Source organism: Kitasatospora sp. Ki12 (assembly GCF_054601375.1).
The window spans coordinates 1,789,110-1,805,488 of the sequence record NZ_BAAIHT010000002.1 but is presented as its reverse complement, the minus strand read 5'-3'; the positions used below and the strand labels follow the sequence as shown (position 1 = coordinate 1,805,488).

General features: G+C 73.5%; 7 protein-coding genes. All 7 read left to right on the top strand.

Translation table 11 applies throughout. The features are described 5' to 3' along the window. The first annotated feature begins 82 nt into the window (after positions 1-82). The 7 genes from ACYP53_RS25330 to ACYP53_RS25300 all read left to right on the top strand — a co-directional run bounded on the left by ACYP53_RS25330 (position 83) and on the right by ACYP53_RS25300 (position 16,352). Positions 83-9,325 (top strand): non-ribosomal peptide synthetase/type I polyketide synthase, encoded by a 9,243-nt coding sequence (locus ACYP53_RS25330; RefSeq protein ID WP_459649088.1) that lies wholly within the window; start codon positions 83-85, stop codon positions 9,323-9,325. Further along, positions 9,312-11,066 carry a phytoene desaturase family protein gene (locus tag ACYP53_RS25325; RefSeq protein ID WP_459649087.1) on the top strand — a complete coding sequence of 585 codons (1,755 nt, stop codon included), beginning with the start codon at positions 9,312-9,314 and terminating at the stop codon, positions 11,064-11,066. The genes ACYP53_RS25330 and ACYP53_RS25325 overlap by 14 nt, the downstream gene beginning before the upstream one ends. 17 nt (positions 11,067-11,083) lie before the next feature. Further along, positions 11,084-12,802, top strand: a complete 1,719-nt coding sequence (locus ACYP53_RS25320) for a phytoene desaturase family protein (protein WP_459649823.1) — start codon at positions 11,084-11,086, stop codon at positions 12,800-12,802. Then, a complete protein-coding gene (locus tag ACYP53_RS25315; RefSeq protein WP_459649086.1) occupies positions 12,799-13,854 on the top strand; it encodes an MDR family NADP-dependent oxidoreductase in 1,056 nt (351 codons plus the stop codon). The genes ACYP53_RS25320 and ACYP53_RS25315 overlap by 4 nt, the downstream gene beginning before the upstream one ends. Positions 13,855-13,978: 124 nt before the next feature. Beyond that, entirely contained in the window at positions 13,979-14,425 is a 447-nt protein-coding gene (locus ACYP53_RS25310; protein WP_189921168.1) for a GntR family transcriptional regulator, read from the top strand. Further along, positions 14,422-15,264, top strand: a complete 843-nt coding sequence (locus ACYP53_RS25305; protein WP_189921166.1) for an ABC transporter ATP-binding protein — start codon at positions 14,422-14,424, stop codon at positions 15,262-15,264. Before ACYP53_RS25310 ends, ACYP53_RS25305 begins: the two co-directional genes overlap by 4 nt. Then, positions 15,261-16,352 carry a hypothetical protein gene (locus tag ACYP53_RS25300; RefSeq protein WP_189921164.1) on the top strand — a complete coding sequence of 364 codons (1,092 nt, stop codon included), beginning with the start codon at positions 15,261-15,263 and terminating at the stop codon, positions 16,350-16,352. Before ACYP53_RS25305 ends, ACYP53_RS25300 begins: the two co-directional genes overlap by 4 nt. Positions 16,353-16,379: the final 27 nt, after the last annotated feature.

The window sequence follows — 16,379 nt, the reverse complement described above, 5'->3', positions numbered from 1 at the left end:
TGCCCGTGTCCCCGCCCCCATGCCCGTGTCCCGCCCCCATGCCCGTGTCCCCGGCGCCACGCCTTCACCTTCGGATTGGACCATGACCTCCTCGCCCTTCGCCGTGCCCCGCGAGCCCATCGCGATCACCGGTATCGGCTGCCGCCTGCCGGGACACGCCAACGACCACCGGACCTACTGGCGCAACCTGATCGAGGGCCGGGACTGTCTCACCGAGACGCCCGCCGACCGGTACGACACCGCCACCCTGGGCAGCCGCGACCGGGCCAAGCCCGGCCGGCTGATCGGCGGCCGGGGCGGCTACATCGACGGATTCGACACCTTCGACCCGGACTTCTTCGGCATCAGCCCGCGCGAGGCCGAACACATGGACCCGCAGCAGCGCAAACTGCTGGAGGTCACCTGGGAGGCCCTGGAGGACGGCGGCCTGCGCCCCGCCGAGCTGGCCGGCCGGGACGTGGGCGTCTACATGGGCGCCTTCACCCTCGACTGGAAGATCCTGCAGTTCGCCGACCTCGACTTCGACACCATCGCCGCGCACACCGCCACCGGCACCATGATGACGATGGTCTCCAACCGGATCTCGCACTGCTTCGACTTCCGCGGCCCCAGCGTCTCGATCGACACCGCGTGCAGTTCCTCCCTGGTCGCGGTCCACCTGGCCTGTCAGAGCCTGCTCCGCGGCGAGACCGAACTCGCCCTGGCCGGCGGCGCGTTGCTGCACATGGCGCCGCAGTACACGATCGCCGAGACCAAGGGCGGCTTCCTCTCGGCGGACGGCCGCTCCCGCGCCTTCGACGCCTCCGCGGACGGCTACGTCCGGGCCGAGGGCGTCGGCGTGGTGGTCCTCAAGCGGCTCTCCGACGCGCGCCGCGACGGCGACCCGGTGCACGCGGTGATCCTCGGCAGCGGTGTCAACCAGGACGGCCGCACCAACGGCATCACCGTCCCCAGCGCGGATGCCCAGGTCACCCTGATCGAACGGGTCTGCGCCGAGGCCGGACTGCTGCCCGGCAGCCTGCAGTACGTCGAGGCGCACGGCACCTCCACCCCGGTCGGAGACCCGATCGAGGCGGCCGCGCTCGGCCGGGTGCTCGGCATCGGCCGCCGCGACGGGGACCGCTGCTACGTCGGTTCGGTCAAGACCAACATCGGGCACACCGAGGCCGCCGCCGGCGTCGCCGGGCTGATCAAGACCGCGCTCGCCCTCAAGCACCGCCGCATCCCGCCGCACCTCAACCTGGAACGGCCCAACCCCGGCATCGACCTGGCCGCGCTGCCCTTCGAGATCCCGACCGAACCGGTCGACTGGCCCGAGCACCGCGGCCCGGCCCGCGCCGGCGTCAACTCCTTCGGCTTCGGCGGCACCAACGCGCACGTCCTGCTGGAGGAGCCGCCCCGCCCCGAGCCCGCCGCCCCGGTCGCCGAGCCGGTCCGCACCGTTCTGCCGCTGAGCGCCAAGGACGCCGCCGGACTGCCCGAACTCGCCGAAGCCGTCCGGCAGGAGCTCGCCGCCGGGGCCTCGCTCACCGATCTCGGCCACACCCTGGCGCACCGCCGCCAGCACCTGCCCGAGCGGCTCGCGGTGGCCTACTCCACCCGGCAGGACCTGGACGAGGCGCTGGCCGCGTACGCGCGCGGCGAGGAGCACCCGCAGGTGGCCCGGGGCCGCGCCCGCGAGCGCCGACAGCGGCGCCTGGCCTGGGTGTTCACCGGCATGGGCCCGCAGTGGTGGGGCATGGGCCGGGGCCTGTACGAGAGCGAGTCGGTCTACCGGGAGGCCGTGCTGGCCGTCGACCGGGAGATCCGCGCGCAGGCCGGCTGGTCGCTGACCGAGGAGCTGGGCCGGGACGAGGCGGACTCCCGGATGGCCGAGACCTGGCTGGCCCAGCCCGCCAACTTCGCGGTCCAGGTGGGGCTTTCGGCGCTCTGGCGGAGCCACGGCCTGCGCCCCGACGCGGTGGTCGGCCACAGCACCGGCGAGGTCGCCGCCTTCCACGAGGCCGGGGTGTACGACCTGGCCGACGCCGTCCGGGTGGTGCTCGCCCGCAGCCGGCTCCAGCAGCGGCTGGCCGGCACCGGCGGCATGCTCGCAGTCGGCCTGCCGGAGGCGGAGGCGGAGCGCCGGATCCGGCCGTACCGCACCCGGATCTCGCTCGGCGCCGTCAACAGCCCCTCGGCGGTGACCCTGGCCGGGGACACCGAGGCGCTGGGCGAGCTGGCCGAGGAACTCACCCGGCAGGGCGTCTTCGCCCGCCCCCTGGACGTCGAAGTCCCCTACCACAGCATGCGGATGGACCCGATCCGGGACGAGCTGACCGCAGCCCTCGCCGCCGTCAAGCCGCAGCAGGCACGGCTTCCGCTCTACCTGACCGGACGGGAGGGCCTCGCCAAGGGGCCCGAACTGGACGGCGGCTACTGGTGGGAGAACGTCCGCAACCCGGTGCGCTTCCGCGCCGCCGTCGAGCGGATGGCCGAGGACGGGCACACCCTGTTCCTGGAGCTCGGCCCGCACCCGGTGCTCGGGCACGCGATCCGGGAGTGCGCCGAGCGCGCGCACACCCTGCCCTCCATCCGCCGCGGCCAGGACGAGCCCGCGCGCTTCACCCGCAGCCTCGCCGAACTGCACACCCTGGGCGTCGAACTGGGCTGGGACGCGCTGCACCCGGCCGGGCGCCCGGTGCCGCTGCCGGGGTACCCGTGGCGGCGCGACCGGTACTGGGTCGAGCCCTCGCCCGTCGCACAGGTCCGGCTCGGGCGGGTCGACCACCCGCTGCTCGGCCGCCGCACCGCGAGCGCCCAGCCCGGCTGGACCACCACGCTCGACCCCGAGCGGCTGCCCTACCTGACCGACCACCGGATCGAGGGCCAGGTGGTCTTCCCGGCCGCCGGGTACCTGGAGATGGCCGCCCAGGCCGTCCGTGCCCTGACCGGCGGCACCGAGGTGGTGCTGGCCGAGGTCGAACTCAACCGCGCGCTGTTCCTCTCCGAGACCGAGCCCGTCCGGGTCCAGCTCGGCTACGCCCCCGAGGACGCCCGCTTCACCGTCGCCGCCACCCCGAACGGCGGCGAACCGACCGTGCACGCCGGCGGCCGGGTCCGCACCGGCCAGCGGCGCTCCTACGGGCCCGCCCTGGACGTCACGCTGGCGCACACCCACGGGGAACACCTCGACGGCCCGGACTGCTACCGGCGGCTGGCCGAGCGGGGCTACGACTACGGGCCCGCCTTCCAGGCCGTCGCCGAGGTCTGGGCGGGCCCCGGCCAGGCGCTCGCCCGGATCCGGCCGACCGCGGGCCTCGGCCCCGACGCGGCCGGCCACCACCTGCACCCGGTCCTGCTGGACGCCTGCTTCCAGACCCTGCTCACCACCACCCTGCACGCACCCGAGGGCGGCAGCGTCCGGCTGCCGGTCTCCATCGAGGAGGTCAGGCTCGACGAGATCGGCGACCGCCCGCTCTGGGCACGCGCCACCGTCACCCGGGACAGCGGCGAGGAACTCGTCGGCGACATCGCCCTGTACGCCGAGGACGGCACCCCGCTCGGCCGGATCACCGGCTTCCGGGTCGCCGACGTCGCCCAGGCCCCGGCCTCCGTCGGCCTGGCCACCATCGACGGCTGGCTCACCGAGGTCGCGTGGACGGAAGCGCCCGAGCCGACCGCCGAGGAACCCCTCGGCGACCTGCTGCTCCTCGCCGACGAGGGCGGCCTCGCCGAGCGGCTGGCCGCCCTGGCCGCCGAACGCGGCGCCCGCTGCCACCTCGTCCGGCCGGGCCCCGAGTACCGGCACGACGAGCAGGGCTCGACCGTACGGCCCGACTCCGCCGAGGACGTCCGACGGCTGCTCGCCGACCTCGACCCCGGCTACCGCACCGCCGTCCACCTCTGGAACCTCGACCTGCCCGCCCTGGACGCCACCACGCCCGACCGGCTGGACGGGCTCGCCACCCTCGGTGCCTACTCCCTGATCGCCCTCGCCCAGGCCCTGCCCGCCGCCCGCCCGGACGGCCGGCTGCACATCGTCACCCGGGGCACCCAGCCCGCCGCCCCCGGCGAGCGGGTCGAACCCCTCGGCGCCCCCGCCTGGGGCGTCGGCCGGGTGCTCTGGCAGCAGGAACTCGTCGCCCAGCGCGGCAGCCTGATCGACCTCGACCCGGCCGCCGAGGCCGCCGGCCAGGCCGAGGCGCTGCTCGCCGAGCTCACCGCCCGCGACGAGCAGGAGATCGCCCTGCGCGCCGGGCGCCGCCTCACCAGCCGGCTGCGGCAGGCCGAGGGCCTCACCCGGCCGCTGCCGCCCGTCCTGCGGGCCGACGGCAGCTACCTGGTCACCGGTGCCTTCGGCGCGCTCGGCCGGCTGCTCTGCCGCACCCTGGTCAAGCGCGGCGCCCGGCGGCTGATCCTGGTCGGCCGCACCGCCCTGCCCGAGCGCGCCCAGTGGGCGGACACCGACCCGAGCAGCCCCGCCGGGGAGCGGATCGCCTTCCTGCGCGAACTCCGGGCACTCGGCGCCGAACCGCTGCTCGCCCCGGTGGACGTCACCGACGAGGCGGCCCTGGCCGGCTGGCTCGCCGACTACCGGGAGCGCCAGCACCCGCCGATCCGGGGCGTGTTCCACCTCGCCGGGCAGGTCAAGGACACCCTGCTCGCGCAGATGGACCGCACCGCCTTCGACGCCGGGTACGCCCCCAAGGTGGCCGGCGGCCACCTGCTGCACCGGCTGCTGCGCGAGGAACCGCTCGACCACTTCGTGCTGTTCGCCTCCGTCGCCTCGCTGCTCACCACCGCCGGGCAGACCAACTACGCGGCCGGCAACGCCTTCCTGGACGCCCTGGCGCACCACCGCCGGGCCGACGGACTGCCCGCGCTCAGCCTGGACTGGGGGCCCTGGGCCACCGGCATGATCGAGGAGCTGGGCCTGGTCGCGCACTACCGCGACGCCCGCGGTATGAGCTCGCTGCCGCCGGACGCCGGGACGGCCGTCCTGGAGCGCGTCCTCGGCCAGGACCGGGCCCAGCTGCTGGTCGCCACCGTGGTCGACTGGCCGACCTTCCTCGCCTGGTACCCGGCGCCGCCGCCACTGGTCGCCGACCTGGCGGCGAGCGCCGCCGAGCAGGCCCCGGCCGAGACCGGCGGCTTCCTCGACGCCTACCGGGCGGCCGGCCCGCAGACCCGCCGGGAGCTGGTCACCGAGCGGTTCACCGCCGCCGCCGCGGCCGTGTTGCGGATCGGCGCCGAACGGATCGGCCTCGACACCAAGCTCGGCGCGCACGGCCTGGACTCGCTGCTCGCGATGGAGCTGCGCGCCCGGGTGCACGGCGAACTGGGCGTCGCCCTGCCGGTGGTGGCCCTGCTCAGCAACGGCACCGTCGGCGACCTGGTCGACCTGCTCGCCGACGGCCTGACCGAGCGGCTCGATGCCGACGGCGGCCCGGCCCGGGCCGAGGTCGAGCTGTACACCGACGAGTCCCGCTACCCGCTCACCCACAACCAGCAGGCGCTCTGGTTCCTGCGCCAGCTGCACCCGGACGGCTTCGCGTACAACATCGGCGGCGCCGTCGAGGTGCGCGCCGCGCTCGACCCGGAGCTGGTGTTCGCGGCCTTCCGCCACCTGGTCGCCCGCCACCCCGGCCTGCGGGCCGCCTTCACCGCCGAGGAGGGCCGGCCGGTCCAGCGCATCCGCGCGGAGGACGTGGCCGACACCGGCCTGATCGACGTCGAGGGCCGCCCGTGGGAGGAGATCCACGAGCTGATCGTCCGCGAGTACCGGCGGCCGTACGACCTCGCCGAGGACCCGCTGGTACGGCTGCGGCTGTTCCGGCGCGGGCCGGAGCGCTGGGTGCTGATGAAGGCCGTCCACCACATCGTCTCGGACGCGATCTCCACCTTCACCTTCATCGAGGAGCTGTTCGAGGTCTACGAGGCGCTGCGCCAGGGCCGAAGCCCCGAACTGCCCCCGGTGCCCGCCCGCTACCTGGACTTCCTCAACCACCAGAACCGCTTCCTGGCCGGGCCCGGGGCGCAGCGGATGCTGGACTACTGGCGCGGCCACCTGCCCGCCGAGATGCCGGTGCTGGCGCTGCCCACCGACAAGCCGCGGCCGGCCGTGCAGACCCACAACGGGGCCTCCGAGTTCTTCCGGCTGGACGAGGAACTCACCGCCCGGGTCCACGAACTGGCCCGTTCGCAGAACGCCACCCCGTTCATGGTGCTGCTCAGCGCCTACTACCTGCTGCTGCACCGGTGGTCCGGGCAGCCGGACATCGTGGTCGGCAGCCCGGTCACCGGCCGCACCCAGGAGGAGTTCGCCTCGGTCTACGGCTACTTCGTCAACCCGCTGCCGCTGCACGTCAGCCTGGGCGGGGAGCCGACCGTGGCCGAGCTGCTGGCCCGGGTGCGGGAGAGCGTGCTCGGCGGGCTGGACAACCAGGAGTACCCCTTCCCGCTGCTGGTCGAGCAGCTGGGGCTGCAGCACGACCCGAGCCGCTCCGCGGTGTTCCAGGCGATGTTCATCCTGCTCACCCACAAGGTCGCCGTGGAACGCTTCGGCTACCGCCTGGAGTACATCGAACTCCCGGAGGAGGAAGGGCAGTTCGACCTCACCCTGTCCGCCTACGAGGACCGCGCGGACGGCTGCTTCCACTGCGTCTTCAAGTACAACTCCGACCTCTTCGAGCCCGCCACCGTCCAGCGGCTGGCCGGGCACTACCGCAACCTCCTGGACGCCATGACCCGCGCCGCCGAGGACCTGCCGGTGGGACGGCTGCGGATGCTGGACCCGGCCGAACGCCGGGAGATCCTCACCGGGTTCAGCGGCGCCGACCGCCGGATCGAGCACGACACCCCGCTGCCGGAGCTGATCGCCAAGGCCGCCGCCGAGCACCCGGAGGCCGTCGCCGTGGTCGCCCCCGGCCGGGACGAGGCCCGGCGGCTCACCTACGGCGAACTGGACCGGCGCTCCCAGCGCACCGCCGCCCGGCTGCGCGAACTGGGCGTCGGGGAGGGCTCGGTGGTGGCGGTCTGCCTGGACAAGTCACCCGAGCTGATCACCACCCTGCTGGGGATCTGGCGGGCCGGCGCCGCCTACCTGCCGCTCGACCCCGGGCACCCGGCGGACCGGCTGGCGTACCAGGTGGCCGACGCCGGGGCCGCACTGGTCGTGGTCGACGAACGGCGCCCGCTCCCCGCCGGCCTGCCCGCCGAGCCGGTCACCCTGGAGGAACTGGACCGCCCCGCCGCGACCGCCGTACCGCTGCCCGCCGCCGACCCGGACCGGGCCGCGTACCTGATCCACACCTCCGGCTCCACCGGCCGGCCGAAGGGCGTCCGGGTCGACCACCACAACCTGGCCGCCGTCACGGCCGGCTGGCGCGCGGAGTACCGGCTGGACACCGAGGCCCGGGTGCACCTGCAGATGGCCGGCACCGCCTTCGACGTGTTCTCCGGCGACCTCGCCCGGGCGCTCGGCACCGGCGGCACCCTCGTCCTGGTCGACCGCGAACTGCTCTTCGACACCGCCCGGCTGCACCGGGTGATGCGCGAAGAGGCCGTGGACTGCGGCGAGTTCGTCCCCGCCGTGGCCCGCGCCCTGCTGGCCCACTGCGAGCGCGAAGGCCTGACGCTGGACTTCCTGAAGCTGGTGATCGTCGGTTCCGACTCCTGGAAGTCCGCCGAGCACCGCCGACTGCGCGCCCTCTGCGGCGAGCACACCCGGCTGGTCAACTCCTACGGGCTGACCGAGGCCACCGTCGACTCCACCTACTACGAGGGCGCGGCCGAGGAACTGGAACCCGGCCGGATGGTGCCGATCGGCCGGCCCTTCCCCAACAGCGCGCTGTACATCCTCGACCCCTACGGCGAGCCCGTCCCGGCCGGGGTGCCCGGCGAGCTGTGGATCGGCGGCGCCGGCGTCGCGGCCGGCTACCCCAACGACCCGGAGCAGACCGACCGGCGCTTCACCACCCTGGACCTCGACGGCACGCCCCTGCGGCTCTACCGCACCGGCGACCTCGGGCACTGGGACACCGCGGGCACCGCCCACCTGCTCGGCCGGATCGACAACCAGGTCAAGGTCCGCGGCCACCGGATCGAGCCGGGCGAGATCGAGACCCACCTCACCGCCCGCCCCGAACTCGCCCAGGCCTGCGTGGCGGTCCGCCAGGACGCCTCCGGCGAGGCCGTCCTGGCCGCCTACGTGGTCCCCGCCGAGGGCACCGTGCTGGACCGCCGGGAACTCCGCCGCCACCTCGCCGAGCACCTGCCCACCGTGATGATCCCCTCCTACCTCACCGAACTGCCCGCCCTGCCGCTCACCCCGAACGGCAAGGTCGACCTCGCCGCGCTGCCTGAGCCCAAGGCCGACACCGCCGGCGCCCAGCACGAACCGCCCGTCACCCTCTACGAGACCCGGGTCGCCGAGCACTGGCGGAACCTGCTCGGCCTGGAGGAAGTCGGCCTGCAGCACGACTTCTTCGAACTCGGCGGCAGCTCGATCCGGCTGATCGAGCTGATCCACCACCTGCAGACCGAGTTCAACATCGGCATCCCGGTCGGCCAGCTGTTCAAGGTCACCACCCTGCACGGCATGGCCCGCACCGTCGAGCAGATCATCACCGGCGAGGTGGCCGGCGGCCAGTCCCACCTCTGGTTCAACGCCGCGGCACCCGAGGACCGTACGGTCTTCTGCTTCCCGCCCGCCGGCGGCCACGGACTGGTCTACCGGCAGCTCGCGACCCACCTGCCCGAACACCGGATCGCCGCCTTCAACTACCTGACCGGCGACGACAAGACCGCCCGCTACGCCGACCTGGTCGAGGAACTGCACCCGGGCGGGCCGTACGTCCTGCTCGGCTACTCGCTCGGCGGCAACCTCGCCTTTGAGGTGGCCAAGGAACTGGAACACCGGGGCCGGACGGTGAGCTCGGTGCTCCTGGTGGACGCCTACCGGGTGCTCGACGCCTTCGACCTCGGCGAGGAGCACGTGGCCGTCTTCGAACGCGAACTCCACGAGCACCTGCACCGCCACACCGGCTCCCGGATCGTCGCCCGGGAGACCCTCGAACAGGCCAGGGACTACCTGGAGTTCTGCAGCCGTACGCCCAACACCGGCACGGTGCGGGCCCAGCTCGACGTGGTCTGCGAGCGCGAGCGGCTGGCCGTCCACGTCGGCGGCGAGGAGGGCTCCTGGCACGGCGCCTCCACCACCGGCACCGCCGTGTACGCCGGCCACGGCAGCCACGCCGAGATGCTCGACGGCGACCACGCCGCCCGCAACGCCGAACTCGCGGGCGCCATCCTGGCCGGAGGGACCGTCGATGGCCGCGACTGACCGCGGACCGGACTGGTCCACGCGGGAGCGGGCCCCCGGCGGCCCGCCCCGGGTCATCGTGATCGGGGCAGGCCTGGCCGGCCTCGCCACCGGCTGCTACGCGCAGATGAGCGGCCTGGAGACCCGGATCTTCGAGAAGCACGTGCTGCCCGGAGGCTGCTGCACCGCGTGGTCCCGGCACGGCTACCTGTTCGACTACTGCATCGACTGGCTGATCGGCACCGCCGAGGGCACCGGCGCGCACCAGGTCTGGAGCGAACTCGGCGCCCTGGACGGCAAATCGGTGACCCGCTTCGACACCTTCAACCGGGTCGTCGACGAACACGGCCGCGCCGTCACCTTCTACGGCGACCCGGACCGGCTGGAACACCACCTGCTGTCCGTCGCCCCCGGTGACGCCAAGCCGATCCGGGCCTTCTGCCGGGACCTGCGCCGCTTCGCCGCCGTCGACCTGCCCTGGGACCTCACCCCGCCGCCGCTGCGCACCCCCGCGGAACGGCTGCGCACCCTGCGCACCGTCCTGCCGGCCTTCCGGCTGTTCTGGCGGACCGCGACCACCCCGATGAGCGGCTTCGCCGAGCGCTTCCAGGACCCGCTGCTGCGCCGGGCCTTCCCCAACATGTTCCTGCAGGAGCCCGCCGGCTTCCCGCTGCTGCCGTACCTGTACACCCTGGCCGCCGCGCACAACGGCAACGCCGGCTTCCCGCAGGGCGGTTCGCTGGGGCTGGCCCGCTCGGTCGAGGAGCGGTACACCTCGCTCGGCGGGGTGATCGGCTACCGCTGCCGGGCGGAGCGGATCCTGATCGAGGACGGGCGCGCCATCGGCGTCGAACTCCGGGACGGCTCACGGCACTTCGCCGACCACGTGGTCGCCGCCTGCGACGGCCCGACGGTGCTCGACCGGCTGCTGGAGGGCCGCTACTCCAGCCCCGCCACCGACCTGCTGTACGGCGAACTGCTCGACAAGCCGGGCAACCTGTACCCGGCCGTGGTCTCCGCCTTCGTCGGCGTCGACGGCCCGCTGCCGGCCGGCGAGCCGCACAGCACCACCTACCTGCTGGCCCCCGAGGAGGGCGCCCGGCTGCCCGGTTCGCTGCAGAGCAGCCTGGTGGTGCAGCTGCGCTCGTCCTACGCGGAGGGCTTCGCACCGCCCGGCAAGTCGGTGCTGCACTGCACCTACTTCAGCGACTACCGCTCCTGGAAGGACCTGCGGGTCCGGGACCGCCGGGCCTACCGGGCGCGCAAGCAGGAGGTGGCCGCGTTCGTCCGGGGATTCCTGGAACGGACCTACCCGGGGCTCGGCCGGCGGATCGAACTGGTCGACGTGGCCTCGCCGGTGACCACCGAGCGGTTCACCGGCAACACCTACGGCTCCATCCTCGCCTGGCAGGCCTTCTCGGAGGCCGAGGACGCCGCCAACCGGCTGGTCAACCGGGACCGGATGCGGCTGCCCGGGCTGAGCGGCTTCTCCATGGCCGGGCAGTGGACCGCCCTCGGCGGGCTGATCCGGGCGGCCACCAGCGGGCGGTTCGCCGCGCAGTACCTCTGCCGGGAGCTCGGCCGGCCGTTCCGGGCCTGGCCCAGCGACAACCGCGAGCCGTGGCACACGGGCAAGTGGGGCAGCCTGCCGCAACTCGACCGGGTCACCGTGGGGGCGCCGGGAGCGGGCGTGGCGGGAGCGGGCTTGGCGGAGGCGGGAGCGTCGGAAGTCGGAGTCGCGGAAGTGGGAGTGGCGGAGTGACCACCAATCGACAGACGATGGTCGTCATCGGCGGCGGGCTCGGCGGCCTGTCCACCGGCTGCTACGCGCAGATGAACGGCTACCGCACCCGGATCCTGGAGATGCACGAGATCCCCGGCGGCTGCTGCACCGGCTGGGACCGCGGCGAGTTCACCTTCGACTGCTGCGTCAGCTGGCTGCTGGGCAGCGGACCGGGCAACGAGATGCACCGGATCTGGCTCGAACTCGGCGCGCTGCAGGGCAAGCGGATGCGCAACTTCGACGTCTTCAACGTGGTGCGCACCAGGGACGGCGGGGCGGTCTACTTCTACTCCGACCCGGACCGGCTGGAGGCCCACCTGCTTGAGCTGGCCCCGGAGGACGCCCGGCAGATCCGGCAGTTCTGCGCCGGACTGCGCAAGTTCCGTCTGGCGCTGGCCCGTTACCCGTTCCTCAAGCCGGTCGGACTGATGGGCCGGCGGGAGCGGTGGCGGATGCTCGCCTCCTTCCTGCCCTACTTCAACGTGATCCGGCGCTCGATCACGGTGCTGATGAGCGACTACTCGGCGCGGTTCCGGAGCCCGCTGCTGCGCGAGGCGTTCAACTTCGTCCTGTACGAGAAGCACCCCAACTTCCCGGTGCTGCCGACCTACTTCCAACTCGCCTCGCACGCCGGGCAGTCGGCCGGGGTGCCGGAGGGCGGCTCGCTCGGCCTGGCGCACTCGGTCGAGCAGCGCTACCGGCGGCTCGGCGGGGAGATCACGTACAACGCCAAGGTGACCGAGATCCTGGTCGAGGAGGACCGGGCGGTCGGGGTGCGGCTGAGCGACGGCCAGGAGGTGCGGGCGGACATCGTGGTCGCCGCCTGCGACGGCCGGACGACCATGCTGGACCTGCTCAAGGGCCGCTACCTGAACGACACCTACCGCCGGCTGTACACCAGGACCATCACCGAGCCCGGCATGGTCTTCCCCGGGTACCTGACCGTCTTCCTCGGCCTGCGCCGCCCCTTCCCCGCCGGTGACCCGTGCACCACCTACCTGCTGGAGGACGAGCTCGCCGGCCGGCTCACCGGGATCCGGCACCCCAGCGTCAACGTCCAGTTCCGCAGCCGCCACTACCCGGAGCTGTCCCCGGCCGGGACCACCGTGGTGTACGCCAGCTACTTCTGCGACATCGCCCCCTGGCGGGAGTTGAGCACCGGGCCCGAGCAGACGCCCCGGCTGCGGCGCGGCGAGGAGCTGCACACCCTGCCGGTCGGCCGGGGCCGGGAGTACCAGCGGGAGAAGCGCCGGGTGCGGGACGCCGTGATCGACTTCCTGGACGTCCACCACCCGGGCCTCAAGGACGCGGTGGCGGTCAAGGACGTCTCCACCCCGCTCACCCAGGTCCGCTACACCGGCAACTACGACGGCACGGTGCTGGGTTGGCAGCCCTTCGTGGAGAGCGGCGAGACCCTGGAGGAGGAGATCAAGCGCAACGGCCCCGGACTGCCGGGCCTCGCGAACTTCTACCTCTCCGGCGTCTGGGCGACCACCGGCGGGCTGATCCGGGCCGCGGCGGCCGGCCGCCACGTCGTCCAGTTCATCTGCCGGGACGACGGCAAGCCCTTCTCCGCCGAGATCGACGACACCGCGCCGCCGCCCACCCTGCTCATCGAACCCGTCGGACCCGCAGGATCCGCAGGCCCCTCAGGAATCGCAGGAACCGCAGGCCCCACAGGACCCGTCGACCGGCAGTTTGGAGTCACCTCGTGAGGATCGAGAAGTGGACCGTCCGGGAGCACGTGGAGGGCGTGCCGGACATCGAGCGGATGTACCGGAAGGTCGTGGAGGAGGTGGACGTCCGGCTCGCCGCGGACGAGATGCTGCTGCGCACCCGGTACGTCTCGGTCGACCCGTACCTGCAGGGCATCGCACTGGACACCCCGATCGGCGACCACATGGGCGCCGACTCGATCATGGAGGTGGTGGAGGCCGGGCCGGCCGCGCGGTTCGCGGTCGGCGACCTGGTGCAGGGGTTCGCCGGCTGGTGCAGCCACGTGGTCAGCAACGGCGCGCCCCGGCTCTGGCAGACCGGGACCTTCCCGATGGTCTTCCCGGCCTACCGCCGACTGGACCCCGGCCACTACGACGAGGCGCTGCCGCTGTCCACCGCGCTCGGCGTCCTCGGCGGGCCCGGGATGACGGCCTGGGGCACGGTCGAGAAGTTCCTCGACGTACGGGCCGGAGCGACGGTGCTGGTCAGCGGGGCCTCCGGGGCGGTGGGGTCGGTGGTCGGGCAGCTGGCCAAGCACCGGGGAGCGCGGGTGATCGGCACCACGGCGACGCCGGAGAAGGCCGAGCGGCTGTGGGAGCTGGGCTTCGACGGGGTGGTGCTGTACCGGGACGGCGACGCCCCCGAGCGGCTGGCGAAGGAGCTCGCAGAGCTGGCACCGGACGGCATCGACCGCTACTTCGACAGCCTGGGCGGGGTGCTGACGGACGTGGTGTTCGGCATGCTCGCGGTGGAGAGCCGGGTGGCGGTCTGCTGGCAGTGGGGGAGCCAGGTGGGCGGCGACTGGGCGGGGCCCCGGCTGCTGCCAATGATCATGTTCCCGCGCACCACCATCCGCGGCATCTTCTCGCTGGAGTGGTTCACCGAGGAGAACTGGGCCGCACTGCGACGGGACGTGGGTGCCCTGGTCCGCAACGGGGAGCTGAGCTACCAGCAGACCGTCCACCGGGGCTTCGACAGCATCCCGGAGGCGTACCGCAGCCTCTACGTGGACCGCGCGGCGAGCCGGGGGAAGGTGCTGGTCGAGCTCTGAGGGGGGCGGTTCTTCGGGTACCGGTGTCCTGTCGTCACCGCAGTGCTTCGCTGTAGTGGTTGACTAGTGTTCTACTTGACCATAACAATTACGGGGCAGGCCTCAATCACCGAGGAGACACCCCGTGATCGAATTCCATGTGGACCGGGCCGACAGCCTCCCGGCCTACGCGCAGCTCGTACGACAGGTGCGGGAGGCGCTCAGGCTGGGAGTGCTGAAACCCGGTGACCGGCTGCCGGCCGTGCGGGACGTCGTCGTCTCGTGCACCGTCAACGCCAACACCGTGCTCAAGGCCTACAAGGAGCTGGAGCACGGCGGCCTGGTCGAAGCGCGCCAGGGTTCCGGAACCTTCGTCACCGGCTCGCTCGGTGCCGTCGAACCGCACGACATGGCGCGGCTTCGCACCGGACTCTCCCGCTGGGTGGCCGAGGCCCGCGAGGCCGGGCTGGAGGACGAGGACGTCAAGGCGCTCGTCACCGCCGTCCTCGCCGAGGAACCGGCCGCCGCCCGGCGCGACGCGGGCCACGGAGCCGCAGCCCGGCGCGACGCGCGTCAGGGGGCCGGAGCGTGAGCGCGGCCCTGGAGGTGCGCGGACTGACGAAGCGGTACGGGAGCGTGACCGCCCTGGACGACTGCGGCTTCGAGCTCCCGGCCGGCGGGGTGGTCGCGTTGGTCGGCGCCAACGGCGCGGGCAAGTCCACCCTGATGGGCATCGTCAGCGGCATGCTCCGGCCCACGGCCGGGGAGTACCGGACGGCGGGCCGAGTGGTACTGCTCTCCCAGGACAAGCCGCTCTACCGCGACTTCAGCGTCACCGACATGCTGAACTTCGGCCGGCACACCAACCAGGTGTGGGACCAGACCCGCGCGCTCGCCTGGCTGGAACGGTTCGGCATCCCGCTCGACCGGCGCTGCGGCAAGCTCTCCGGCGGCCAGCAGGCCCAGGTCGCGCTGGCCGTCGCGCTCGGAGCCTGCCCGTCGCTGCTCCTGCTGGACGAGCCACTGGCCAACCTCGACCCGGTCGCCCGCAAGGCCGTCACCGGCGAACTGCTCGGCGAGGTCGCCGAGACCGGCATGACGGTGCTGCTGTCCACCCACGTCGTCGCCGAACTCGCGGGCGTGGGCGACCACCTACTGCTGCTGTCGCACGGCAGGAACATCCTGGACGGCGACGTCGAGGACCTGCTCGGCCAGCACGCGCGGCTGACCGGGCCGCGGGCCGACCGGCCGCCGGTCGAGGGCGAGGTCGTGCACGAGACCCACACCGCGCGGCAGTCCACCTTCCTGGTACGCACCCTGCTCGGGGCGGCCACCCCGCTCGACACCCCCGGCTGGACCGGACACCCCGTCACCCTGGAGGACATCGTGCTCGGCTACCTCAGGACCTCCCTCGGGGAGACCGGCCGATGAGCGCCCCGACCACGACCCCGCCGCCCGCCTCGCCGGCTGCCACCGCCACCCGGCCCGCACCCGCTCCCCGAGGGCAGCTGTGGCGCGGCATCCTCTGGCTCACCTGGCGCCAGCACCGCTGGCAGCTGATCGGCGGCGCCGTCCTGACCGCCGGCTTCCTCGGCTGGATGGCCGTCAACGCGGCCGACCTCCAGGGCGCGCTCGACCTCTGCCACGGGCCGGACTGCTCCCGGGCCGTCGCCGAGGACCGGCTCGCCCGGATCAGGCACGGCGCCGACATCGCCGGCTACCAGCTGAACCTGGTGGTCTTCCTGCCCGCGATGCTCGGCATGTTCATCGGGGTGCCCCTGCTGGCCCGCGAGTACGAGCAGCGCACCCTCCTGCTCGCCTGGTCCCAGGACATCAGCCCGCGGCGCTGGCTGTTCGGCAAGCTCGCCGTGCTCGGCACCGTGGTCGGCGGGCTGGCCGCCGCGCTCGCCACCGAGTGCCTGCACGTCGCCCGGCTGGTCCACCTCGCCGACCGGCGCAGCCTGTTCGAGGGGACGCTCTTCCAGGCCGGCGGCTGGATGCCGCTCACGCTCGCGCTCGCCTGGGGGATGTTCGGGGTGGCCGTGGGAGGCGCGCTGCGCCGGCTGGTGCCCGCCTTCCTGGTGGTGCTGGGCTCCTTCGCCGGGCGCACCGCGCTGATGGAGCGGCTGCGGCCGCACCTGATGGACCCGGTGACCCGGACGATCCCGCTCCCGCCGGGCGGTGGCGCGGGCGGTGGCGGGGGCGTGGACGCCTTCGCGCCGGTGGCCAACGACCTGGTGCTGGACGGCGGCAAGGCGCCGTTCGTCGACGCGGCGGGGGGCCTGCACCCGTACAACGAGGTGATGGGTCAGTGGTGCGGCAACATTCCGGACGGGCGGGCCGAGGCGTTCAGCTCCTGCCTGCGGCAGCACGGGCTGACCGGCATGCAGCAGAGCCTGCAGCCGGAGGGCCGGATGGGCACCTTCCACCTGATCGAGAACGGGCTCAACCTCGGGTTGTTCGTGGTGGCGCTGGTCGTCACCTGGTGGCTGGTGCGCAGGGCCCGGACCACGGTGTAGCGGGGCGGGGGCCGGTGGCCGGCTCCG